This window comes from Sphingomonas sp. Leaf37 (assembly GCF_920939475.1).
Lineage (GTDB): Bacteria > Pseudomonadota > Alphaproteobacteria > Sphingomonadales > Sphingomonadaceae > Sphingomonas.
Genome location: NZ_CAKLAX010000002.1, coordinates 334,548 through 358,191 on the forward strand (window position 1 = coordinate 334,548; position 23,644 = coordinate 358,191).

Sequence of the window (23,644 nt, forward strand, 5' to 3'; positions counted from 1 at the left end):
GCCCGCGAGGGAGAAGTGGCGCGGCGCAGTGTGACGGGGGCTAAGCCAAGTCCTCCGTTATCGAGTGCGTTGCCCGCCTCCCCCTCGCGGGAGAGGACTGACTTCGGGGGAATGGCGTATGGCGTTGCCGGTCCCCCATATTCCGTTCTACAGCTTGCCCCGAGCACGCCGTTTCCCGGCGCGACGAGGGGTAAGCGTTGGTCGAGCTTTCGGTGATGGCGGCGGTCGTATGCGGCGCGGTGCTCGCGCTGCTGGTCGGCGGTGCCGGCTATGCACTGTTCGTCGGCTGGCGACTGCGGACCGAGGCGCTGGAATCGATCGCACACACACGGGAGGCGGAGGCGCTGCGCAGCGTGTCGCCGGCGATGGCGATGCTGGTGCGCGCCGATGGTCGGGTAGAAATGCCACCGCGGCTGGTCGACTGGCTGGGGCTGAGCGTCGCGCCGCGTTTTCTTCAGGATCTGGCGGAAGAGGGCACAGGGCTACCGGAAGCCGAGGCGAAGGCGCTCGCTAACGATGTGCAGGCGGCGCAGCGCGCCGGTCGCGGGTTCGTACGTGCGTTGCACCCGCAAGGCTCCGGTCGGTCGATCACGGTGCGGGGCAGTCGCGCCCCCGGTGCGCTGGGTGCGACCGGCGCGGTCGTCATCTGGACGCTGGACGCGACCGACAGCGAGGCGGAGATCGCGCGGCTGGCCGATGAGGTCACGGAACTGTCGGGCGCATTCGAGGCGCTGACCGGCCTGATCGAGGCCGCGCCCCTGCCGATGTGGTATCGCGCGGCGGACATGCGGCTGGCGATGGTCAATTCTGCCTACGTCCGCGCCGTCGAGGGGCGGGATGCGGCAGACGTGATCGGGCGTGAGCTGGAACTGGTCGAAGGGTCGGGCCGCGGCGGTCCGCGTGCCGGGGCCAAGGCGGCACGGGCGACCGGCGTTCCGCAGCAGGAAATATTGCCGGCGACGATCAACGGCGAACGCCGGTCGTTGCAGGTCCATGACGTGCCGCTGATCAGTGGTGGCGTCGCCGGCTTCGCGGTCGATATCGAGGATCTGGAACAGTCGCGTGCGGGCGCGAAGCGCTTCGCCGAAGCGCAGCGGGCGATGCTGGATCGGCTTTCTGCCGGTGTGGCGCAATTCGGCGCGGATCGCGGGCTGGTATTCTGCAACCAGCCGTTCCGGCGCATGTTCGCGATGCGATCCGAATGGCTGGCCGACCGGCCGGAATTCGAACGCGTGCTGGAACGGATGCGCGAGGCCAATCGCCTGCCCGAAGTCCGTGACTTCCCGGGGTGGAAGGCGGAACGGCGTGAGTGGTTCGTGCCGGGAGACGTCGACGCCGCTGCGGCAATGGAGGAGAATTGGCACCTGCCGGGCGGCACACACCTGCGCGTGGTGGCGCAGCCGTTGCCCGATGGCGGGCTGCTGACGATCTTCGAAGATCGGACGGAACAGGTGCAACTGGCGAGCGCGCGCGACACGCTGCTGCGGGTGCGCACCGCGACGTTCGATAATCTGTTCGAGGCGCTGGCGGTGTTCGCGGCGGACGGCAAGTTGCAGCTGTGGAACAACCGGATGGGCGCGATCTGGGGATTCGAGGAGGAGTTCCTGGCGAGCCACCCGCGTGTCGATACCTTCGCGGAGGCCGCCGCGCCGAAGCTCGCGACGCCCAATCGCGCGGCGCTGATCCCGGAGCTGGTGCGCTCGGCGACGATCGAGCGGCAGCAGCGCGGCGGACGGGTAGCGTTCGCGGACGGGCGTCATTTCGAATTCGCCGCGGTGCCGCTGCCGGACGGCAATGCATTGCTGACGATGCTCGACATTTCCGACAGCCGGCGGGCGGAGCAGGCGTTGCGCGACCGGGCCGACGCGCTGGAGGCGGCGGACCGGGTCAAGACGCAATTCGTCGCCAACATGAGCTACGAATTGCGGACGCCGCTGACATCGATCAGCGGTTTCGCGGAGATGCTGCACGGCGGCTATGCGGGCACGCTGACGCCGGATGCGGCGGGCTATGTCGAGGCGATCCTGCAATCTGTGGAACGGCTGGGTCTGCTGATCGACGACGTGCTCGATCTGACGCAGGGCGGCGACGATGCCGAGATCGAGAAGTCCGACGTCGATCTCGCCGCTGTGGCGCGGGCGGCGGCGGAGACGATCATGCCGGCGGCGAAGCGGCGCAAGCTCGACTTCGCGGTCGAACTGGCGCGATCGACCGGGCGGGTGAGCGGCGATCCCAAGCGGCTGCGTGAGGTGGTGGAACATCTATTGCGGCATGCGGTCGCCTCGACGCCGGAGGGCGGGCGAATCTTGCTGCACAGCGACGGCAGTGCGACGGGCGCGCGGATCGTGGTGTCGGACGACGGCTTTGGCATGGATGCCGAGAGTGTCGGCAAGGCGTTCGACCGGTTCGGCGAGCCGGGGATGCAACCGACCGGCGAGCGGGCGCTGGGGCTGGGGCTGCCGCTGGCGAAGCAGTTCGTCGAGGCGCATGGCGGGCGGATCGACCTGGTATCGGAGCCGGGCGAAGGGACGCTGGTGACGGTCGAGCTGCCGCGGCGGTGAGGCAGATGGCGTTCGTTCCGTTTCCCCCGTCACCCCGGACGTATTCCGGGGGCCACGCTGCGGCGACGGCAGGGTTCGGAGACGGGGACCTTTCCTTTGCGGATGGGTGGACCCCGGAACACGTCCGGGGTGATGGGGGAGTAGTGGTATGAGCATCCACCTTCCCCACGCCGCAGCGACCGAGGCGTTCGGCGCAGCGCTGGCGGCATTGGTGCAGCCGGGGGATGTCATCACCCTCCAGGGCTCGCTCGGCATGGGAAAGACAAGCATCGCGCGGGGGCTGCTAGCCGCGCTCGGGCTGCAAGGCGAGGCACCGAGTCCCAGCTTCGCGATCGTGCAGCCCTATGACCTGCCGGAGGTGCGGATGCCGGTGCTGCATGTCGATCTGTATCGGATCGAGGACCCGGACGAGATGACGGAGCTGGGGCTCGATGAGGCGCTGACCGATACGCTGCTGCTGGTCGAATGGCCGGAGCGGGCGCCGGGATATTGGCCGCACGCGCTGGCGCTCACCCTGACCGCAGCACCGGACGGCGGACGAATCTTGACAGCGGACGTGCCGGCGGGTTGGAGGCGGCGATGGCCGATATGACCCCGCCCGCCGGCGCCCCCGCTTTCCTCGCGCAGCATGGCTGGTCGGGCGCGATCAGCCCCGTCGCGGGCGATGCCTCGTTCCGCCGGTATTTCCGGGTGGCGAGCGAAGGACGGAGCGCGATCCTGATGGATGCGCCGCCGCCGCATGAGGACCCGCGGCCGTTCATCGCGATCGCCGAATGGCTGCGCGGGCGCGGGTTCGCGGCGCCGGCGATCCATGCGAGCGACCTCGATCAGGGGCTGGTGCTGCTGGAGGACTTCGGCGACGTTCGGCTGCGCGAGACGGCGGATGCCGGCGAGGATGCCGCCTTGCCCTTCTACGCCGCGGCGATCGACTTGCTGGTGGAGTTGCGCGCGCATCCGGCGGAGGGGCTGGAGCCGTACGATCGCGCAGTGCTGCATCGTGAGGCGGGGCTGTTCGTCGAATGGTTCTGTCCGGCGGTGGGGTTGGAGGTCGATGCCGAGGGCTATCGCGCGGCGTGGGACGCGGTGTTCGATCATGCGCTGACCGACGAGCCGGTGACGGTGCTGCGCGATTACCATGCCGAGAACCTGATGCTGATCGGTGCCGACAAGTCGCTGGGGCTGCTCGATTTCCAGGACGCATTGGCGGGGCATCCGGCGTATGACTTGGTGTCGCTGTTGCAGGATGCGCGCCGCGACGTCGATCCCAGCGTCGAGGAGGCGATGCTGCAACGCTATCGCGCGGCGACCGGGGCCGGCGACGATTTCATGGCGGCGTATCATGTGCTCGGCGCGCAGCGGAACGCGAAGATCATCGGCATCTTCACGCGGTTGTGGAAGCGTGACGGGAAACCGCGCTATCCGACGCTCTGTCCGCGGGTTTGGGCGTATCTGGAACGCGATCTTTCGCAGCCGGTGCTGGCGCCGGTCGCGCGCTGGTTCGACGACAATGTCCCGCCCGAGCTGCGTGGCGATCCGGCGGCGTTGAGCGCGTGACGCGGCAGAGGACCATCCGTCCCGATCCGGGCGGCGTCGTGCCGGCGACGGCGATGGTGATGGCTGCGGGGCTGGGCAAGCGGATGCGGCCGCTGACGGCGACACGGCCCAAGCCGCTGGTCGAGGTGGCGGGCAAGGCGCTGATCGACCACGTCTTCGACCATCTGCGCGCCGCCGGCGTCAAGCGGGCGGTGGTCAACGTCCATTACCTTGCCGATACGTTGGAGGCGCATGTCACCGGACGCTTCGACGATATCGAGGTGGTGGTCAGCGACGAGCGGGCGCAGTTGATGGAGACCGGCGGTGGGCTGGTGCAGGCGCGCAATCTGCTGGGCGAGGCGCCGGTGCTGGTGGTGAACAGCGACAATCTGTGGGTCGACGGGCCGGTCGATGCGATCAAGCTGCTCGCCTCGCGCTGGGACGATGCGATCATGGATGCGCTGCTGCTGGTGGTGCCCTATGCGCGGGCCAACAACCACAACGGGCAAGGCGATTTCCGGGTCGCCGCAGACGGGCGGATCGTCGGCCGGCGCAAGGAAGGCGCGACCGCGCCGTTCGTCTACACCGGCATCCAGATCCTGCACCCGCGCATCATCCGCGACTGGCCGGAGGGGCCGTTCTCGACGAACCTGTTCTGGAGCCGTGCGATCGAGGCGGGGCGGGCCTATGCGCAGGTGCATCAGGGCCTGTGGTTCGACGTCGGCACGCCCGCGGCGATCCCGAAGACCGAGGCGGTGATCGCCAATGGCTGATAGGCGCAAGCCGCAGCTTTACACGATTCCTTCGCACAAGGCGTTTGCCGACACGCTGGTTGCCGGGCTGATGCGGCGGACGGCGGGCGATGCGATGGCGTTGGCGCGCGGGCTGGTGCTACTGCCCAACAATCGGGCGGCGCGGGCGGTGACGGATGCGTTCGTGCGGGCGAGCGGTGGCGGGTTGCTGTTACCGCGGCTGGTGACGCTGGGCAGCCCCGATCTGGGCGAGGCGGTCGGCGCGGCGCTCGATCCGGTCGACGATCCGAGCCCGCCGCCGCCCGCGGTCGATGCGATGCAGCGGCGGATGATCCTGGCGCGGCTGGTGTTCGAGGAGCGGACGCGCGCCGGGGTGCCGATCGACGCTGCGGAGGCGGTGCGGCTGGCGGGCGAATTGTGCCACACGCTGGACCAGTTGCTGGTCGAGGAGGTGGCGCCCGAGCGCCTGCGCGACATCGACCTCGCGCCCGAATTGACCGAACATTGGCAGCGCGCGCTGTCGACCTTCACGATCGTGCTGGAGCGTTGGCCGGAGGAACTGGCGCGGCTGGGACGGATCGATGCGGCGACGCGGCGACGGATGCTGCTCGACCGAAAGGAGCGGCGTTGGCGCGTGACGCCGCCCGCCGGGTTCGTCTGCGCGGCCGGCATCACCGATCCGGCACCGGCGGTGATGCGGCTGTTGCGCTGCATTGCCGAGGCGCCGGAGGGGATGACGGTGTTCGCCGGCCTGGATCTCGCGATGCCGCAGGAGGAATGGGACGCGCTCGGTCCGCACAAGCCCGATCCGGAGACGGGCCGGGTGCCGCGGTCGATCGAGACGCATCCGCAATTCCACCTGAAGCTGATGCTCGACCGGATGAGCGTCGGGCGTGGCGAGATCGCGAACTGGCCGGGGACGGCGGGGCCGGATGCGGGCGCGGTGCGCGGGCGGGCGATCGCCAATGCGCTGGCTCCGGCGGCGTTCACGGGCAAATGGACCGAGTTGAAGGCGGAGGACCGGCGGCTGACCGGTGTCCGCGCGGCCGAACTCGCGACCCCGGCCGAAGAGGCGCAGACGATCGCACTCGCGCTGCGCGGGGCGCTGGAGGAGGAAGGCCGGACGGCGGCGCTGGTGACGCCGGATCGGGCGCTGGCGCGGCGGGTGGCGGTGCACCTGCGGCGCTGGGGGATCGATGCCAACGATACGGCGGGGCGGCCATTGTCGATCCTGCCGCCGGGGACGCTGCTGTTGGCGCTGGCGGAGGCGGCGGCGCAGCGGTTCGCACCGATGGCGCTGCTGGCGCTGTTGAAGCATCCGCTGGTGCGCAACGATCCGAACGATCGCGCGGTGCGTGGCGCGTGGCTGGACGGGACGCGCGGGGTCGATCGCGGTTTGCGTGGACCGCGGCCGGCGGCGGGGCTGGACGGGATCACCGGGCATCTGCTGGCCGACAAGCGCGATCGGGCGGCGGCGTGGTTTGGTGAGGCGGTGGCGCTGCTGAAGCCGATCGAGCTGGTGTTCAATCAGGGGGCGCAGTCGCTCGGTGGGCTGCTCGCGGTGTTGCGCGAGACGGCGCAGGCCTTGTGCGGCGACGATCTGTGGTCGGGGCCGGCGGGGCGCGCGGCGGCGGAGTTCCTTGACGCCTTGGAGCGGGAGGCCGTCGTCGGGCCGCCGCGGGCGGCGCCGGATGGGCTTGTGCCGTTGTTGCGCGGGCTGCTGGATGAGGTCGCGGTGCGGCCGGGGTCGGGCGTCGGACATCCGCGGATCGCGATCTACGGCTTGCTCGAGGCGCGGTTGCAGACTGCCGACCTGATGGTGCTGGGCGGGCTGAACGAAGGCGTGTGGCCGGGGCGGCCCGCGCCCGACCCATGGCTGGCGCCGCGGATACGCGCGACGCTGGGGCTGCCGGGGTTGGAGCGTGCGGTGGGTGTCGCCGCGCATGAGTTCGGGCAGGCGCTGGGCGCGCCGCAAGCGCTGGTAACGCGGGCGCGGCGGGATGCGTCTTCGCCGGCGCTGGCGTCGCGACTGTGGTTGCGGTTGCAGGCGATGGCGGGGGACCGCTTCGTGCGCGCGCGTGATCTGGAAGGCTGGGCGTTGGCGCTCGACGATCCCAAAGCGCACGAGCCTGCCGATCGCCCCGCGCCTCTGCCGGCGGCGGCGCTGCGGCCGAAAGCGATATCGGTGACCGAGATCGATCGGTTGAAGGCTGATCCCTATGCATTTTACGCACGGAGGGTGCTGAAGCTGATGCCGCTCGATCCGGTCGATGCCGATCCGAGCGCGGCGTGGCGCGGGACGGCGGTGCACGACATCCTGGAGCAATGGTGGAAGCTGGATGCCTGCGCCGCCGATGCCTTGATGAACCGCGCGAATGCCATGCTGGAGGACGAGCGAACGCATCCGATGATGCGCGCGCTGTGGCGGCCGCGGCTGGTCGAGGCGATCGACTGGATCGCGCGGACCGTTGCGACGCAGGATGGCGAGGGGCGCAAGGTCGCGTCTGCCGAGGGGCAGGGCTTTATCGAGGTGGCGGGAGTGAAGCTGTCGGGCCGTTACGATCGGGTCGATCGCCTGCCCGACGGCGGTCTGGCGATCGTCGACTACAAGACCGGCAAGCCGCCGTCGTCTGCCGCGGTGCGGGCGGGGTATAGTCTGCAACTGGGGTTGCTGGGGGCGATCGCGGAGCGCGGCGGGTTTGCCGACGTCGTGGGGCGCGCCGGCGGGTTCGAATATTGGTCGCTCGGCAAGAAGCGGGATCAGTTCGGCTATATCGAGAGCCCGGTGGATGCGGAGGGCAAGCGCGACAAGATCGTGACCGACCAGTTCGTCGGCATCGCGATGGAGCAGTTCAAGAACGCGGCGGCGGCATGGCTGACCGGCGATGCGCCGTTCACCGCCAAGCTGGTGCCGGAATATGCGCCTTATGCCGAATACGACCAGTTGATGCGCAGGGACGAATGGTATGGCCGGGACTGAACTCGCCACGCTGCCCCGGCTCAAGGGTGCGCAGGCCGCGGCGAGCAATCCGCAGGCGCATGTCTGGCTGTCCGCGTCGGCGGGGACGGGCAAGACTCAGGTGCTGGCGGCGCGGGTGTTCCGGTTGCTTCTCCGCGGCGTCGATCCGGGCGCGATCCTGTGCCTGACTTTCACCAAGGCGGGCGCGGCGGAGATGGCGCAGCGGATCAGCAACCGGCTGGCCGCCTGGGTGCGGATGCCGGGGCCGCAGCTCGCCGCCGATCTGGAGGCGCTGGGCGAGCGCGCGACGCTGGAGTTGCAGGCGCGGGCGCGGACGCTGTTCGCGGGCGTGCTGGATGCGCCGGGCGGCGGGCTGCGCATCCAGACGATCCACGGCTTCTGCCAGAGCCTGCTCGCGGCGTTCCCGGTCGAGGCGGGGCTGACCCCCGGCTTCCGACCGCTGGAGGCGCGCGAGGAAGCGGTGCTGGCGCGCGAGACGCTGGCGATGCTGCTGGTCGATGCCGAGCGGGACGGCCGCGAGGCACCGATCGCGGCGATCGGGGCGCTGTCGCTGCGGATGGGCGAGGGGGGGGCGGAGAGCTTCCTGCTCGCCTGTGCGCGGTCGCTGGCGGCGCTGGAGGCGTTGCCGAGCGGGATCGGGCCGTGGCTGCGGCGGGCGCTCGACCTGCCGCAGGGGGATATCGGCGAGGCGCTGGCGTCGGGGTGCGACTGCATCGACGAATCGCTGGTCGAGCGGCTGGCGGCGGCGAACGGCGCCTGGGCGACGGCGACGGGCGTGGGGCATGCCGAGACGCTGAACCGCTGGCTTGCCGCCGCGCCGGAGGATCGTGCGCTGACGCTCGGCGAGCTGGCGGGCGTGGTGCTGACCGGCAAGAACGAGCCGCGCAAGGCGTCGAAGAAGCTGGTTGATCTGGAGCCGGATTATGCCGAGCTGGCGGGGGCGCTGGGCGACCATTGCCTCGACCTGCTGTCGCTGACGCAACGCGCCGCATACGCCGACCTGTTGGCGGATGCGCTGGAGGTGGGGCGCGATTATGCGCGGGCCTATGCGGCGGCGAAGCGACGTGCGGGGGCGGTCGATTTCGACGATCTGATCGGGGTGACGGTGCGGCTGCTGGAGCAGCCGGGTATCGGCGAATGGGTCCGCTACAAGCTGGATCAGGGAACCGAGCACGTCCTGATCGACGAGGCGCAGGACACCAACCTGAACCAATGGCGGATCGTGACGGCGCTGGCGGGCGAGTTCTTCGTCGGTCGGGGCGTGCATGCACCCTCCACTCGGACGCTGTTCACCGTGGGCGATTTCAAGCAGGCGATCTTCGGCTTTCAGGGGACCGATCCGATCAACTTCCGTTGGGCGGAGGGGCATTTCGCCAATCGTGCCGCGGAGGTCGAGGGGAATGAGGACTGGCCCGAGGTGGAGCGCGGGCTGCCGTTCCAGCGGCTGTCGCTGACGCATTCGTTCCGCTCGACGCGGCCGATCCTGGAGTTCGTCGATGCGGCGGTCGCCGCCGCCGGAGAGCCCGGGCTGGGCGCGATCGGCGACGTGCAGGAGCATGCCAGCGAGGTGCCGGGGCCGGGTACGGTCGAGCTGTGGCCTCCGGTGGTCGTCGGCGGGAGCGAGGAAGACGAGGAGGCTTGGATCGACGACGCCGTCCGCGAGCAGGCGGTGCGGATCGCGCGGGCGGTGCGCGAGTGGATCCATGGCGGGCTGATGCTGGAGAGCAAGGGCCGACCGCTGCGGCCCGAGGATGTGATGATTCTGGTCAAGCGGCGCGGCGACCTCGCCTCGCTGATCGTCGCCCGGCTGTATGCCGAGGGTGTGCCGGTGGCGGGGGTCGACCGGTTGCGGCTGAACGCTCCGCTGGCGGTGCAGGATCTGCTCGCGGCGGTGCGATTCGTGTTGCAGCCGGAGGACGATCTGTCGCTGGGGGCGCTGCTGGTCTCGCCGCTGATCGGCTGGACGCAGGACGAGCTGATGTACGCCGCGCCGCGCGAGCATGGCAGTTTGTGGCGGCATCTGACGCTGACGCAGCCGGACGAGCGGCTCGCGCCGCTGCGGGCGATGCTGTCGCGGGCGGACATTGCGACGCCGTATCAGTTTCTGGAGGAGTTGCTGTCGGGGACGCTCGACGGGCGGCGCAAGCTGTTGCGGCGGCTGGGGGCGGAGGCGCGCGATCCGATCGAGGAGTTGCTGAACGCGGCGCTGTCGTTCGAGACGACATCGACGCCGTCGTTGCAGCGGTTCCTCGACTGGTTCGATCGCGGCGATGTCGAGATCGTGCGCGATCCGTCCGCGCCACTGGACGCCGTGCGGGTGATGACGGCGCATGGCGCGAAGGGATTGCAGGCGCCGCTGGTCATCCTGGCCGATGCGACGGTCGATCCGACCGCGGCGCCGCGGACCCTGGTACGCTGGTCGCCGGAGCCGGGCGCGCAGCCGATTCCGATCTTCCGGCCGCGGTCGGCGGAGCGGGGCGGGCCGCTGGACGAGGCGATCGCGACGATCGAGCGGCGCGAACTCGAGGAGCATTGGCGGCTGTTCTACGTCGCGGCGACGCGGGCGGAGGAACGACTGGTGATCGGCGGCGCGCTGGGAGCCCGCGCGAAGGGCGAGCCGCCCGTATCGAGCTGGTACGCGGCGACGGCGCGGGCGCTGGATGCGCTAGGTGTCGAGGGGGAGGGCGTCAGGACCTTCACCGGCAGCGAGGTGCAGGCGCCAGCAAAACCGCGGGCTGCGGCGAAAGCGAATGCGGCAGAACCGGTTACGCTGCCGGACTGGGCGCATCGGCTGGCGCCCGTCGAGAGCCGGCCGTCGCGCCCGCTCGCGCCATCGGCTGTGGGCGAGGACGAGGTGAGCGATCCGCCGCCCGGCCCGGCAATGCGTGCTGCGGCCGAGCGGGGGCGCCTGATCCACGCGCTGTTCGAACGGCTGCCACCCGTGTTGGCGGCCGACCGGGCTGCGAGTGCGGAGCGCTGGCTGGCGACCGCTGGTGGCGTGAGCAAGGGCGCGACCCGGCGCGAGATCGTCAGCAGCGTGCTCGCGATCCTCGACGATTCGGCGTTTGCGGACCTGTTCGGGCCGCACAGCCTTGCCGAGGCGCCGATCGCGGCGACGTTAGCCAACGGGCTGGTGGTGTCCGGCACGGTCGACCGGCTGCTGATCGCCGACGATCACGTGCGGGTGGTCGATTTCAAGACCGGGCGGCGGGTGCCGGAGACGCTGGCGGACGTGCCGACCTATCACCTCGACCAGATGGCGGCCTATGCGGCGGCGCTGGCGACGATCTTTCCCGGGCGGCGGATCGAGGCGGCGTTGCTCTACACGGGCGGGCCGCGACTGTTCGCGCTGGAGCCCGCGCTGCTGGATCGGCACAAGCCGCGCTTTCGGGCGCGGGAGCAAAGCTAGGGCGTCGACGGTTGAGCGGCGGTTCGCGTCACCCTAGATGGGGTGCAAAGGAGATTAACCATGGCTACCAAGGCAATTACCGACGCCAGCTTCGACACCGACGTGCTGAAGGCCGATGGCCCCGTGCTCGTCGATTTCTGGGCGGAGTGGTGCGGTCCCTGCAAGATGATCGGGCCGAGCCTCGAAGAGCTGTCCGAGGAGCTGGGTGAGCAGGTGACGATCGCCAAGCTCAACATCGACGAGAATCCGGATGCGCCCGGGCGTTACGGGGTGCGCGGTATTCCGACGATGATCCTGTTCAAGGCGGGTGCGCCGGCGGCGACGAAGGTCGGTGCTGAGCCGAAGGGGCGGTTGAAGGCCTGGCTCGAGGGCGCGCTGGCGTAAGGATTCGCGTTAGATAGCCCCTCCTCTTCAGCGGAGGGGTTGGGGTGGAGGAGTCATCTAGCTCTCGTCTCGGTGAGACCTCCCCCACCCCAACCCCTCCCCTGAAGGGGAGGGGCTTTTTTGTTTATCGGTCAGGTGAACAGGACTTCTCGCGCCTGTTCCCATAACGCCGGCGAGGCGGCGGCGATCATGCCGCGGCGTTGGTCGCCGACGCGGTAATCCGTCCCGTCCGGACGGCGGACGACGCCGCCGGCTTCGCGCAGGAACAGCGATCCGGGCGCGTGATCCCATGGCAGCGTCTTCTGGAACAGCGCGATGTCGTTGGTCCCCAGCACCAGCCGGGGATATTGCTCCGCGGCACAGCGCGGCATCGGCGCGACGGTGAAGGCCTTTTCGGCGCGCGCGATCAGTGCCGCTCGCTCGTCGTCGGTCAAATGATAGGTCGCGATCACCGACGATGGTCGCTCGGCATCGCTCGGTTGCGCATGGACGCGCCCGTCGTCGATGTACGCACCGCCGCCGCGTACCGCATGGCACAGCCGCCCGGTCACCGGATCGAGTATCCAGCCGGCCTGCGTCTCGCCATCGTCGACCAGCGCGATCATGATGCCGAAGGTGGCGATGCCGCTGGCATAATTGTTGGTGCCGTCGATCGGGTCGATGATCCACACCGCGCCGCGATCGATACCATCGACCAGTGAGGCATCCGCCGCCACCGCCTCCTCGCCGACGACGCGGATTGCAGAATCGAGCGCCGCCAGCCCTTCGGTCAGTGCCGCTTCGCTCAGCCGATCCGCGACCGTGACCATGTCATCCGCCGCTTTCTCCTCCACCTCGTCGGCGGCGAGGTTCCGGAAACGCGGCATGACGATGTCCGCCGCGACCTGCCGCATGAGCGCGACGACGGCGTCGTGGTGATGGTGGCGCATGTCAGCTCCGATAGTCGGCGTTGATCGAGATATAGCCGTGCGTCAGGTCGCAGGTCCAAACCGTCGCAACGCCATCGCCAAGGCCCAGGTCGACGCCGATCTCGACCTCGTGTCCCTTCAAATGGGCGGCGACGGGCGCTTCGTCATAGCCGTCCACCGCGAGTCCATCGCGCGCGACCTGAGTATTGCCGAAACGGATCGACAATGTGTCGCGCTCGGCCGGCTCGCCCGCCTTGCCGACCGCCATGACGACACGCCCCCAATTGGCATCCTCGCCTGCGATGGCCGTCTTCACCAGCGGCGAATTGGCGATCGACATGGCGATGCGGTGTGCGCTGCGATCGCTCTCGGCACCGGTGACGGCAATCTCGATCAGCTTGGTCGCTCCCTCGCCGTCGCGCACGACCAGCAGCGCAAGTTGCGCACAAAGGTCGGCGAGCGCGGCGGCGAAGGCGTCCGCGCCGTCGCTGTCGGGTCCGGTGAGCGGCGCATTGTCGGCCGCGCCGGTCGCGAAGGCGAGCACCGTGTCGCTGGTCGAGGTGTCGCCGTCGACGGTAATGCATGAAAAGGTGTTGCGATTGGCGGCGTTCAGCGCGGCTTGCAGGAAGCCGGGTTCCACCGCGGCGTCGGTGAAGACGAAGCCGAGCATCGTCGCCATATCGGGCGCGATCATGCCCGACCCCTTGATGATGCCGACCAGCGTCACCGTGCGACCATCGACGATCGCAGTCGTCGTCGCGCCCTTGGGATAGGTGTCGGTGGTGCCGATCGTCTCCGCTGCCGCCTGCCAATCGCAGGGCTGCGCCGCAAAGGCGGCGTCGAGCCCCGCCTCCGCCTTGTCGACCGGCAGGGGGACGCCGATCACGCCGGTCGATGAGACGAAGACGTCGGATGGCTGGCAGCCGAGATGCTGTGCGGTGCGGGCGGCGATCGCTTCCACCGCGGTGCGGCCGCGATTGCCGGTGAAGGCGTTGCTGTTGCCTGCGTTGACCACGAGCGCGCGTCCGGTGCCGAGTGTGAGCGCCTTGCGGCACCATTCGACTTCGGGTGAGGGGCAGCGGCTCTGGGTCAGCACGCCGGCGACGGTGGTGCCCTCGGCAAGCGTGATGAAGGTCAGGTCGCAGCGATCCCACGTCTTGTACTGCGCACGGGCGACGTGTGGTACCACGCCGGCGATCATCGGCAGGGCGGGGAAGGGCGTGGCGAGGGGGGAGATGGACGAAGACATGGCCGTGCCATAGGCTGCTTCCAAGACAGGGCAAAGACGCATGATCGATGAACCTCCGCCGGCACCTGTCATCTTGAAGGGTGATGTTCGGCCCGCAAGACCGCCGGGCGCGGGGCTCGTCGGCGACGGCAAGACGCTGATGATCGTGGTACTGGGCGGGATGTCGCTGCTGCTGGTTGCGGCCCTTATCGTCGGCGGAATCGTGGTGTATCGGACGACCGAGGCGCGCGAACGGGAAATGGAGCGCGAGATCGCCCGACGCGAGGCGCATTGGGACCGGTCCGCAAGGCGGGCGGCACAGGGCAGCACCGATCCCGCGGAATGGATCACGGCGGACGATTATCCGGCGGATGCGCTTCGCCGGAACCAGGAAGGGACCGTGACCATCCGCTGGCAGGTGGCGAGCAACGGCCGCGCGACCGACTGCACGATCGCGGCGACGAGCGGGCACGCCAGCCTCGACCGTGCGGCGTGTCGCGCGATCCTGCGCAGCGCACGCTATCCGGCGACGGCTCCGGATGCGCCGCTGCGGACCCTCACGCGGCGGGTCGTATGGCAAATCCCCGACTGATCGCTGATTTCGGGTGTTCGGTCGCGCAGCCCGGAGTGGACGGGACGGCGACCGCATCCTATGGCGAACCCCGTGAACCTGCTGCTCCTCCTGTCCGCGTTGCTGTCCGCCCTGACCGGCGGTCATTCGGCGATGCGCGCACCGGCGGCGGCGCATGCGGTCGCCAGCGCCACGGCGACGGTGCAGGCCCAAGTGCGCGCCGCGCAGGTATCCTGCCGGCCGCCGCACGCGCTGGCCACGCTGGTCGAATTGGCTGCGGGTGTCATATCCCGTGCCAGCGCGGTCGTGTCATTCGCGCCGCTGTATGCGAGCCGCCGGCGCGAATAGCCTGCCGCGACGTTGCACCGGCTGCGGCCGATCCCACATCTTCATGATCCATGTACGCTGCGCGCCCCCGTGTCTCATTGGGCCGTGCGCGCTTCAGAACCAGGAATATCGTTATGTTCGGCGGCTTTGCCAAATCCCTGTTCGGTTCGTCCAACGACCGTTACGTCAAATCCCTGAACCCGATCGTGCAGAAGATCGCCGCGTTCGAACCGACGCTTCAGGCGCTGTCCGACGATCAGCTCGCTGCGCAGACGACCAAATTCCGCGAGCAATTGGCGAACGGCACCAAGCTCGACGACCTGCTGCCCGAAGCGTTCGCGACGGTGCGCGAGGCGGCGGTGCGCGTGCTCGGCATGCGCCATTTCGACGTGCAGATGATCGGCGGCATCGTCCTGCACCGCGGCGAGATCGCGGAGATGCGGACGGGTGAGGGCAAGACGCTGGTCGCGACGCTCGCCACCTATCTCAACGCGCTGCCGGGCGACGGCGTCCACGTCATCACCGTCAACGACTATCTCGCCGCGCGCGACGCGGAGTGGATGGGGCAGGTGTACCGCTTCCTCGGTCTGACCGTGGGCACGATCATCCCCAATCTCACCGACCAGCAGCGCCGCGATGCGTACAACAGCGACATCACCTACGGCACGAACAACGAATTCGGCTTCGATTACCTGCGCGACAACATGAAGTACGAACGCTCGTCCATGACGCAGCGCCCCTTCGCGATGGCGATCGTCGACGAGGTCGATTCGGTGCTGATCGACGAAGCCCGTACCCCGCTGATCATCTCCGGCCCGACCGACGACAAGTCGGAACTGTACATGAGCGTCGATGCGATCGTGAAGCAGCTCAACCCCGACGACTACGAGAAGGATGAAAAGCAGAAGTCGATCATCCTGACCGAAAGCGGCACAGAGCGGATCGAGCGGATGCTGGAAGCGGCGGGCCTGCTGGAGGGTGCGAACCTCTACGATTTCGAGAACACGCAGGTCGTCCACCACGTCAACCAGTCGCTGCGCGCGAACATGATGTTCAAGGCGGATACCGACTATATCGTGAAGGACGACAAGGTCGTCATCATCGACGAATTCACCGGCCGGATGATGGACGGCCGGCGCTGGTCCGACGGCCTGCACCAGGCGGTCGAGGCCAAGGAAGGCGTCAACATCGAGCCCGAGAACCAGACGATGGCCTCGATCACGTTCCAGAACTATTTCCGCATGTACCCCAAGCTGTCGGGGATGACCGGCACCGCGGCGACCGAGGCGGCGGAATTCTACGACATCTACAAGATGAACGTCGTCACCATCCCGACCAACGTCGGCGTGCTGCGCGTCGACGAGGAAGACGAATTCTACAAGGATACCAACGACAAGTTCCGCGCGATCGCGAAGAAGATCCGCGAGCATGCTTCGCTGGGGCAGCCGGTGCTGGTCGGCACGGTGTCGATCGAGAAGTCGGAGTTGCTCAGCGAATTCCTGCAGCAGGAGGGCGTCGAGCATAAGGTGCTGAACGCGCGCTATCACGAGATGGAGGCGCATATCGTCGCACAGGCGGGCCGCAAGTCCGCGGTGACGATCGCCACCAACATGGCCGGCCGCGGCACCGACATCAAACTGGGCGGCAATCTGGAATTCCGTATGCTCGACGAGCATCCCGAATTCGATGAGGGCACGCCGGATTACGAGGCGGTCGCCGCGCGCATTCGGGCCGAGATCGAGGTCGAGAAGCAGGAGGTGCTCGCCGCCGGCGGGCTGTTCGTGCTCGGCACCGAACGCCACGAAAGCCGCCGCATCGACAACCAGTTGCGTGGCCGTTCGGGCCGTCAGGGCGATCCCGGCCTGTCACGCTTCTACCTCAGCCTCGACGACGATCTGCTCCGCATCTTCGGCCCGGACACCCTGTTCGCCAAGATGATGCGCAACAATATCGAGGATGGCGAGGCGATCGGCAGCAAGTGGCTGTCGAAGGCGATCGAGACCGCGCAGAAGAAGGTGGAGGCGCGCAACTACGACGTCCGCAAGCAGGTCGTCGAATACGATGACGTGATGAACGACCAGCGCAAGGTGATCTACGAACAGCGCGCGGACATCATGGATGCCGATGCGGTCGGCGACGTCGTCACCGACATGCGCGCCGAGACGGTCAACGTCATCGTCGGCGGGGCGTGCCCGCCCAATTCCTATCCCGAACAATGGGATATCGCCGGCATGAAGACGGGGCTGGCGGAGATCCTCAATCTCGACGTCCCGATCGACGAATGGCTGAAGGAAGATGCGATCGATCCGGAAGTGGTCGAGGAGCGCGTGCGCGAGGCCGCCGATGCGATGATCGCGGCCAAGGCGACGGAGCTGGAACCCGAAACCTGGACGCAGGTCGAAAAGTCGATCCTGCTCCAGAACCTCGATCACCATTGGAAAGAGCATCTGGCGACGCTCGATGCCCTGCGTCAGGTCGTCCATCTGCGCGCCTATGCGCAGAAGACGCCGATCAACGAATATAAGCAGGAGGCGTTCTCGCTGTTCCAGCGGATGCTCGATGCGATCCGCGAGGATGTGACGAAGACGATCGCCCATGCGCAGTTCCAGCTGCAGGCGCCGCCGGAACTCCCGGAGCTGCCTGATTTCATCACCACGCATTTCGACCCGTTCACGGGCGAAGACAATTCGAACGACGTGGATGCGGGCACGATGGGCCGGATCACGACGCAGATGCCGCCCATGCAGATGATGCAGCCGGAGGCGCCGATGGGCGACAATCCCGAACATTGGGAAGGGCGGGTCAACCGCAATGCGCCGTGCCCGTGCGGTTCCGGACGGAAGTACAAACATTGCCACGGCGCGGTGACCGCGTAACGTCTCACGCCTCCTCCGCCTTGGCGGAGGAGAAGGCTGTCGCTTCGGCGTCTGCAACGGACATGAAAAGGCCGGAACACCACAGGTGATCCGGCCTTTTTCTTCGGGTCCGAGGAAGCGAACGTTACTTCGGCAACACCACGCTTGGTCCGATGCTGTCGACGACGGCGCGTGCGTTGAAGGCACGCAGGTTATCGCTCGGGATCGGTCCCTTGCGCATCACGATCTCGGCGGTCGCTTCGTAACGGTCGATGGTGCGGACGTCGAAATCATTGCCCCACGGACCGAAGCCGCCACCGAGCCAAGGGTCCCAGCTGCGCCACCCGAACCCGCGGCCATAATAGCGCCATGACGGGCCCCAATAGCCACCGAAGCCGCCATAGCCGAAGCCGCCACGGAAACCGGGCGTGCTGTACGTACGAGATTGCAGATCGGTATCGCGGTTCGCCATGACGAAATAGTCATAGCCGTTCTGCAACGTCAGCTCGGCGGCACGGAACAGCAGATACCGTTCGACGGTATCGCGCGACGTGACGCTGTTCCCGGCGAAACTGACGAGAAAACGGTTCGGTTCGACCTGGCGATCGCTGTAGCCGGTGCGGCTGAAGCCCTGCCCGGTGGCAGGGCGATAGGTAGTTTCGGTCGCGCAGCCCGCGACCATCAGGGTGGAAGCGGCGAGTGCCGCCACCACAGCCTTGCGGCCTAGATGCATCATGACTCCAATTCTCCATTCGCTCGCGGATGCGGCGAACTCTGCCGCTTGTAGTCGTGTCTAGTGGAACGAGCGATGAACGACTTGGCTCCGCCGCGCAACGCTTCGCCGCGGCTGGCGGCGCGCGGACAAGGTCATTCGCCGATCGCGTGCAGCGCGATGCTGCGATCGTGCGGGCTGGTGCGATGTTCGAACAGATAGATGCCCTGCCACGTGCCGAGCGCCGGTGCGCCATCGACGATCGGGATCGACAATTGCACCCCGGTCAATGCCGTCCTGAGATGCGCAGGCATATCGTCCGGCCCCTCGTCATCGTGTTCGTACATGTCGCCTTCCGGCGCCAGCCGGCTGAAGTAGGCCTCCATATCGCGCCGAACGGCAGAAGCGGCATTCTCCTGGATCACGAGCGATGCCGACGTGTGGCGACAGAACAGCGTCAATAGCCCCTGGCTAAAGCCTTGGGCAGCAACCCATTGCCGAACGTCTGCGGTCATCTCCACCAGTCCTTGCCGACGGGTGCTCACGCGCAGCATGCCGGTCGCCTGTCTCATCGCCTGTTCCTCCGGTTCGACTCATTCAAGCGATGCCGGCCGAATGCGTTCAAACCAACCCCGCCCATCGAGAGCTGGCCTACAAGGTGGCCGGTTGTGGGTTCGGCGGTCAGGCCTGTGGCCACAGCCTTGCGATATCGGCACCGTTCAGGGTTCGTCGGACGCTCGGCTCCGGGCCTTCCAGTACCAGATACGCCGATGCCTGCGCCGCGGCGTCCATACGCCGCCAGCGATCGAGACATTCGTGCACGGATGCGCGCCACGGCTGGTGAATCGATGCGACGAGTTGCGCACTGGCGGTACGGGACGGCGTGTCCAAGGGAATGATCCTGTCGATCCGGAAATATGTCTCGCGACGACATACCCGAGAATGACCACCGCGCCGTTAACGTCGATTGATCGGAGGGTGGTTCAGCGGGACTGCGGGTCTCCAGTGGCCGTCTTGCTCTTGCCGGTCACGGCCATCAGCACGGGAACAGCCAGCAGGGCGGCGGCCATGGCACCGATCGCGACTTCGAGAACAATCATCGTCAACCTCTCCGAAAGGGAACGTCGGCGTTCCTCGTCTGGGGCGATGATGTCGGTTCGCAAGGCGTATCGCAAGGGCGATATTGCAGCCCGTGCCGCAGAGGCCAGCCTGATTCGACGATATATGGAAAATGGCTCCCTGAGTAGGATTCGAACCTACGGCCGCTCGATTAACAGTCGAGAGCTCTACCGCTGAGCTATCAGGGAACGTCGTCGTGGAGCGCGTCTATACCCGGCAGAAATCGTGATGCAACCCCGTATCGCCGGTTTTTCGCGAACCAGGGCTCAGGCGACGAATTGCTCCATCGTGATCCGGTCGTCGAGGGCATGTTCGGGATCGAACAGCAGGGTAAGCTCGCGCGAGCGGTCGATCGCGACCGACACCTCGGCAACGTCGCGAAATTCGCGCTGGTCCGCGACCGCCGATACCGGCCGTTTGGCGGAATCCAGTACCCGCAGCGAAATGCGCGTCTTGTCGGGCAGGATCGCCCCGCGCCAGCGACGCGGACGGAACGGGCTGATCGGCGTCAGCGCGAGCATGTTCGAACCGAGTGGCAGGATCGGTCCCTGCGCGGACAGGTTGTAGGCGGTCGAACCCGCCGGGGTCGCGACCAGAATACCGTCACACGCCAATTCGGGTAGCACGACGCGATCGTTGACCGTCACCTCCAGCTTGGCGGTCTGACGCGTCTCGCGCAGCAGCGACACCTCGTTGATCGCGGGGGCCTGATGGACCCGCCCGTCGACGCCGGTGACCGTGGCGACCAGCGGCGTGACCTTGAACGGCTTTGCCCGCTCAAGCCGCTCGCCGATCCCATGGCGCCGCCACTCGTTCATCATGAAACCGACCGTGCCGAGGTTCATACCGAACACCGGTACCGCCAACCTGCGACGATCAAGCAGCCCATGCAAAGTCTGCAACATGAAGCCGTCGCCGCCGAGCGCGATGATGACGTCGGCGTCGGCGGGGTCGACCCAGTCGGCGGCGTCCGCCAGCTCGGCCGCCGCGGCCTGTGCGGGGCTGGTGGGCGAGGCGACCAGCGCCCGCCGCTCATAAAGGCTCATCCGCCGGTAACGCTCATATGGCGTGCCACCGCCGGTGCGGCGCCGGCCTCGATTCGAAAATCGTGACGGGCCGGCTTCCGGGACAGCCCTTGGTCGATCGCCTGGTCCAGGCCGTCGATGCCGCCATCGCGCAACGCCCCCTTCAGATCGACCTGATCGTCGTGGCCGAGGCACATGTACAGCTTGCCCTCGGTCGTCAGCCGCACGCGGTTGCAACCATCACAGAAATTCGCGGTCAGGGGGGAGATGAGGCCGAGCCTGGTTTCGCTGTCGCCGACCCGCCAGTAGCGCGCGGGCCCGCCCGTGCGATGGTTGTCACGAAGCAACGGGAAGCGAGCGGAAAGATCGTCGAATACGCGGGTGAGGGGGACGAAGCGATCGGTCCGATCTTCGTCGATCGCGCCCAAGGGCATCGTCTCGATCAGCGACAGATCATGGCCCTGATCGACGCACCATTGCAGCATCGCCGGGATCTCGTCTTCGTTCAGCCCGGCAAGCGCGACCATGTTGATCTTGATCGCGAGCCCCACCGCCTTCGCTGCGGCGATTCCGGCCAGCACCTGTTTCACGTCGCCGTGCCGCGTAATGTAGCGGAAACGGTCAGGGTCGAGGCTGTCGAGGCTGACATTGATCCGACGGATACCCGCATCGACCATCTCAGCGGCGTATTGCGCCAGCCGCGTGGCATTGGTGGTCATCGTCAGTTCGTCGAGACCGGCGCCGACATGGCGCCCGAGCCGGCGGACAAGGTCGCCGACATCGCGGCGGACCAGCGGTTCGCCACCCGACAACCGGATCTTGTTGACGCCACGCGCGATGAAGCGTTCGGCGATGATCGCGATTTCCTCGAGGCTGAGCAGTTTCGCGCGCGGCAGGAACGTCATCTGTTCGGCCATGCAATAGCGGCAGCGCAGATCGCAGCGGTCGGTCACCGAGATGCGCAGGTATCGGATCGTGCGTCCCTGCGGATCGACAAGGGCCATCGGCGCACCGACGCGAAGGCCGTCGACCGGCGATGGATCGTCAAGGGGCAGGGGGCTTGTCATGTCACGGAGCTAGGCCGTCAACCGTCGCGGGACAAGTCGGTTCCATTTGCCCTCGACCGCCGGCTTTCCATTGCCGGTTGACGTTCGCCTGCCTACGCTGGGATCGATGGGGAAAGACGCCGGTCATGCGACGCTGTTCATCGTATCGATCGACGATCGGGACGAACTGACCGCGTTCGTCCGGGATCAGTGCGAGGATCAGGGGTGGTCGGTCGTTGCCGATGGTGGCGGTGAGGGGGTCGCCGGCCGCGCGCTCGCAAGCGGCGCAGGCGTGATGATGGTCGACGCGCGTCGCGACGTGGCCATGGCACTGCCCGACGTGCGAGCGCTGGGTGGTCTGGTCGGGGCCACCGGCGGCGTGCTGCTGGTGCTGACCGCGGAGAACGGCGACCTCGACGAAATCCTCGCTGGCGGCGCGACGCACTTCTATGTGGATCGCGGCGATGCGGACGAATTGCGACACGTCCTGCGCTTCGCGGTCCGGCATGCGATGCGCGATCTGGCCGACCGTCGCGGATCACGCTTCGGCGATCATATCGAGCACGATGGCATCGGGCCATGGATCGCTGGGCGGCTGGGCGAGGGGGCACATGTCGGTGTGCTGATGATCGCCTTGTCGCGGCTCGATATTCTCAATGCCGCGCGCGGGCGTGCCGCTGGCGACACGCTGATCGCCGAGGCGCGGGCGCAGGTGGAGGCCGTGACGCAGAGCCTGTTGGGGCCTGCGGCGATGGTGATTACGCCGGGGGGCGGTGACATCATCGTTGCGGCGGCGGCGTCCCCTGCTGTTCTTGCCCGCCTCGCCGCGGCGCTGGATGCCGCCCTGGCGCGGCCGCTGGCGGTAGGCGTGCGACAGGCGGTGCTCGGCAGCCGCTGGGGTATGGCGGAAAGCGATTCCGGTGACGATGCGGCCCGGCTGTTGCGACGCGCGGGCGAGGCGCTCGTCGCGGCAAAGGCGAGCGATGGTGCGATGATCCGGATCGCCGGACCGGAAGGCGCCGCACCGCTGGACTCGCTTGCCATCGACCTGCATCTGGCGATCGAGCGCGGCGAGATCGACGTGCTGTTCCAGCCGCAAGCACCTATCGACGGGCGTCACGTCACGGGCGTGGAAGCGCTCGCCCGATGGAATCACGGACGGCTCGGCCCGCTGGGCGCGGACGCCCTGTTTGCGGCGGCGGATCGTGCCGATCTGGGCATCGCATTGTCGGATCATATTCAGGGGCTGGTGCTCGGCCGGGTCGCGCGCTGGCCATGCAGCCTCTCCGGTCTGCGCGTGTCGCTCAATCTGACGGCGGGGGATCTGGGTCGGCCGGGCTTCGCCGCATTGTTCCTCGATCGCGTCGCCGCGAGCGGTGTGCCGTTCGAAAGGCTGACGGTGGAGATCACCGAAACCGGCGCGATCCGTAATCTGGAGACGGCCGCAGACGTACTCTCCGCGTTGCGCGCCGCAGGAATGCGGGTCGCGCTCGATGATTTCGGCACCGGGTATTCCAGTCTCGCCTATCTGACGGCACTGCCGCTCGATTACCTGAAGCTCGACAAGGCGCTGGTCCATGGCATCGAAGGCACGGCCCGCCATCGCGGTGTCGTGCGTGCAGTCATGACGCTGGCACGCTCGCTGGAGCTGGCAGTGATTGCCGAAGGAATCGAAACCGAGGCCCAGCGTCGGGCGCTCGCGCAGGAAGGATGCACCTTCTATCAGGGGTATCTGCTGGCCGAGCCGCTGGATGAGGCATCACTGATCCGATTGCTGGAGACCGAAAGATGCTGATACCGCTGATCGTGCTCGCGACGTCCGCGGCGCCGGTTGCCCGGATGCAGGACCCGGACGCCGCCATACAGGCGGTGATGCAGGACAGTGCCGTCGGCTGGAGCACGGGCGACGTGACGCGGTTCCTGGCCATCTATGCCGACGACGCCGTGTTCGTCACGGACAAGGGGCTTGTCCGCGGCAAGGCGGCCATCGCCGCGCGTTATGCCAGGACCTATGGCGCCGATACGAAACAACGCGGACGATTGTCGTTCCGGATGCTTGGAACACGGCGGATCGATGCAACGCACCGGATGCTATGGGCACGATGGACCCTGGCCTATCCCGGTGGCAAGCAGGCTACCGGCATGACCTCATTGCTGTTCGAACGGAAGCCCGATGGCTGGAAGATCGTGTCCGACCACAGCAGCTAGAATTCCTGCGGTCCTCTCCCAGGATT

Annotated in this window: 20 protein-coding genes and 1 tRNA gene; 12 read left to right on the plus strand and 9 right to left on the minus strand. The window is 67.7% G+C overall.

Translation table 11 applies throughout. The features are described from left to right. Positions 1 to 197 precede the first annotated feature (197 nt). From LRA87_RS06925 to trxA, 7 genes are all read left to right on the plus strand, one after another. Positions 198 to 2,561 carry a PAS domain-containing sensor histidine kinase gene (locus LRA87_RS06925; RefSeq protein WP_230630435.1) on the plus strand — a complete coding sequence of 788 codons (2,364 nt, stop codon included), beginning with the start codon at positions 198 to 200 and terminating at the stop codon, positions 2,559 to 2,561. 148 nt (positions 2,562 to 2,709) lie between these two features. Continuing rightward, complete coding sequence (tsaE, locus tag LRA87_RS06930; RefSeq protein ID WP_230630438.1) at positions 2,710 to 3,153, plus strand: tRNA (adenosine(37)-N6)-threonylcarbamoyltransferase complex ATPase subunit type 1 TsaE; 444 nt, start codon at positions 2,710 to 2,712, stop codon at positions 3,151 to 3,153. Continuing rightward, complete coding sequence (locus tag LRA87_RS06935; protein ID WP_230631178.1) at positions 3,150 to 4,115, plus strand: aminoglycoside phosphotransferase family protein; 966 nt, start codon at positions 3,150 to 3,152, stop codon at positions 4,113 to 4,115. The genes tsaE and LRA87_RS06935 overlap by 4 nt, the downstream gene beginning before the upstream one ends. Next, on the plus strand, positions 4,112 to 4,867 hold the full coding sequence (locus tag LRA87_RS06940) for a nucleotidyltransferase family protein (protein WP_230630440.1): 756 nt from the start codon (positions 4,112 to 4,114) through the stop codon (positions 4,865 to 4,867). The genes LRA87_RS06935 and LRA87_RS06940 overlap by 4 nt, the downstream gene beginning before the upstream one ends. Then, positions 4,860 to 7,826, plus strand: coding sequence for a double-strand break repair protein AddB (gene addB / locus LRA87_RS06945; protein WP_230630443.1), 2,967 nt, complete (start codon positions 4,860 to 4,862; stop codon positions 7,824 to 7,826). Before LRA87_RS06940 ends, addB begins: the two co-directional genes overlap by 8 nt. After that, positions 7,813 to 11,235 carry a double-strand break repair helicase AddA gene (gene addA, locus LRA87_RS06950; protein ID WP_230630445.1) on the plus strand — a complete coding sequence of 1,141 codons (3,423 nt, stop codon included), beginning with the start codon at positions 7,813 to 7,815 and terminating at the stop codon, positions 11,233 to 11,235. The genes addB and addA overlap by 14 nt, the downstream gene beginning before the upstream one ends. Before the next feature lie 60 nt (positions 11,236 to 11,295). After that, entirely contained in the window at positions 11,296 to 11,619 is a 324-nt protein-coding gene (gene trxA, locus LRA87_RS06955) for a thioredoxin TrxA (RefSeq protein ID WP_230630448.1), read from the plus strand. 131 nt (positions 11,620 to 11,750) lie between these two features. On the opposite strand, the gene LRA87_RS06960 is transcribed toward trxA, so the two are convergent. Both LRA87_RS06960 and argJ read right to left on the minus strand, forming a co-directional pair. After that, positions 11,751 to 12,548 (minus strand): inositol monophosphatase family protein, encoded by a 798-nt coding sequence (locus LRA87_RS06960; RefSeq protein ID WP_230630450.1) that lies wholly within the window; start codon positions 12,546 to 12,548, stop codon positions 11,751 to 11,753. 1 nt (position 12,549) lies between these two features. Continuing rightward, positions 12,550 to 13,776: a bifunctional glutamate N-acetyltransferase/amino-acid acetyltransferase ArgJ gene (gene argJ / locus LRA87_RS06965; protein WP_230630454.1), complete on the minus strand. Its 1,227-nt coding sequence runs from the start codon at positions 13,774 to 13,776 to the stop codon at positions 12,550 to 12,552. A gap of 40 nt (positions 13,777 to 13,816) precedes the next feature. On the opposite strand from argJ, the gene LRA87_RS06970 reads away from it, so the two are divergent. The 3 genes from LRA87_RS06970 (at position 13,817) to secA (ending at position 17,529) form a co-directional block, all read left to right on the plus strand. Continuing rightward, on the plus strand, positions 13,817 to 14,347 hold the full coding sequence (locus LRA87_RS06970; protein ID WP_230630457.1) for an energy transducer TonB: 531 nt from the start codon (positions 13,817 to 13,819) through the stop codon (positions 14,345 to 14,347). Positions 14,348 to 14,419: 72 nt separating this feature from the next. Next, positions 14,420 to 14,674, plus strand: a complete 255-nt coding sequence (locus tag LRA87_RS06975; RefSeq protein WP_230630459.1) for a hypothetical protein — start codon at positions 14,420 to 14,422, stop codon at positions 14,672 to 14,674. Positions 14,675 to 14,787: 113 nt separating this feature from the next. Continuing rightward, entirely contained in the window at positions 14,788 to 17,529 is a 2,742-nt protein-coding gene (gene secA, locus LRA87_RS06980; protein WP_230630462.1) for a preprotein translocase subunit SecA, read from the plus strand. 124 nt (positions 17,530 to 17,653) lie between these two features. On the opposite strand, the gene LRA87_RS06985 is transcribed toward secA, so the two are convergent. The 7 genes from LRA87_RS06985 to moaA form a co-directional block, all read right to left on the minus strand. Beyond that, on the minus strand, positions 17,654 to 18,244 hold the full coding sequence (locus LRA87_RS06985) for a CC0125/CC1285 family lipoprotein (RefSeq protein ID WP_230630465.1): 591 nt from the start codon (positions 18,242 to 18,244) through the stop codon (positions 17,654 to 17,656). 131 nt (positions 18,245 to 18,375) lie between these two features. Beyond that, on the minus strand, positions 18,376 to 18,792 hold the full coding sequence (locus LRA87_RS06990; protein ID WP_230630468.1) for a secondary thiamine-phosphate synthase enzyme YjbQ: 417 nt from the start codon (positions 18,790 to 18,792) through the stop codon (positions 18,376 to 18,378). A gap of 109 nt (positions 18,793 to 18,901) precedes the next feature. Next, complete coding sequence (locus tag LRA87_RS06995; RefSeq protein ID WP_230630469.1) at positions 18,902 to 19,111, minus strand: hypothetical protein; 210 nt, start codon at positions 19,109 to 19,111, stop codon at positions 18,902 to 18,904. Between the two features lie 92 nt (positions 19,112 to 19,203). Then, on the minus strand, positions 19,204 to 19,383 hold the full coding sequence (locus LRA87_RS07000; protein WP_230630472.1) for a hypothetical protein: 180 nt from the start codon (positions 19,381 to 19,383) through the stop codon (positions 19,204 to 19,206). Positions 19,384 to 19,452: 69 nt separating this feature from the next. After that, positions 19,453 to 19,527, minus strand: a tRNA-Asn gene (locus LRA87_RS07005). Positions 19,528 to 19,605: 78 nt separating this feature from the next. Beyond that, positions 19,606 to 20,385, minus strand: a complete 780-nt coding sequence (locus LRA87_RS07010; protein ID WP_230630475.1) for an NAD kinase — start codon at positions 20,383 to 20,385, stop codon at positions 19,606 to 19,608. After that, positions 20,382 to 21,368 (minus strand): GTP 3',8-cyclase MoaA, encoded by a 987-nt coding sequence (gene moaA / locus LRA87_RS07015; protein WP_443024860.1) that lies wholly within the window; start codon positions 21,366 to 21,368, stop codon positions 20,382 to 20,384. The genes LRA87_RS07010 and moaA overlap by 4 nt, the downstream gene beginning before the upstream one ends. A 169-nt stretch (positions 21,369 to 21,537) precedes the next feature. Here moaA and LRA87_RS07020 point away from each other — a divergent pair, with 169 nt between their 5' ends. Both LRA87_RS07020 and LRA87_RS07025 read left to right on the plus strand, forming a co-directional pair. Next, entirely contained in the window at positions 21,538 to 23,205 is a 1,668-nt protein-coding gene (locus LRA87_RS07020) for a GGDEF domain-containing phosphodiesterase (RefSeq protein WP_230630481.1), read from the plus strand. Beyond that, on the plus strand, positions 23,199 to 23,618 hold the full coding sequence (locus tag LRA87_RS07025; protein WP_230630484.1) for a YybH family protein: 420 nt from the start codon (positions 23,199 to 23,201) through the stop codon (positions 23,616 to 23,618). Before LRA87_RS07020 ends, LRA87_RS07025 begins: the two co-directional genes overlap by 7 nt. The last annotated feature ends 26 nt before the right edge of the window (positions 23,619 to 23,644 follow it).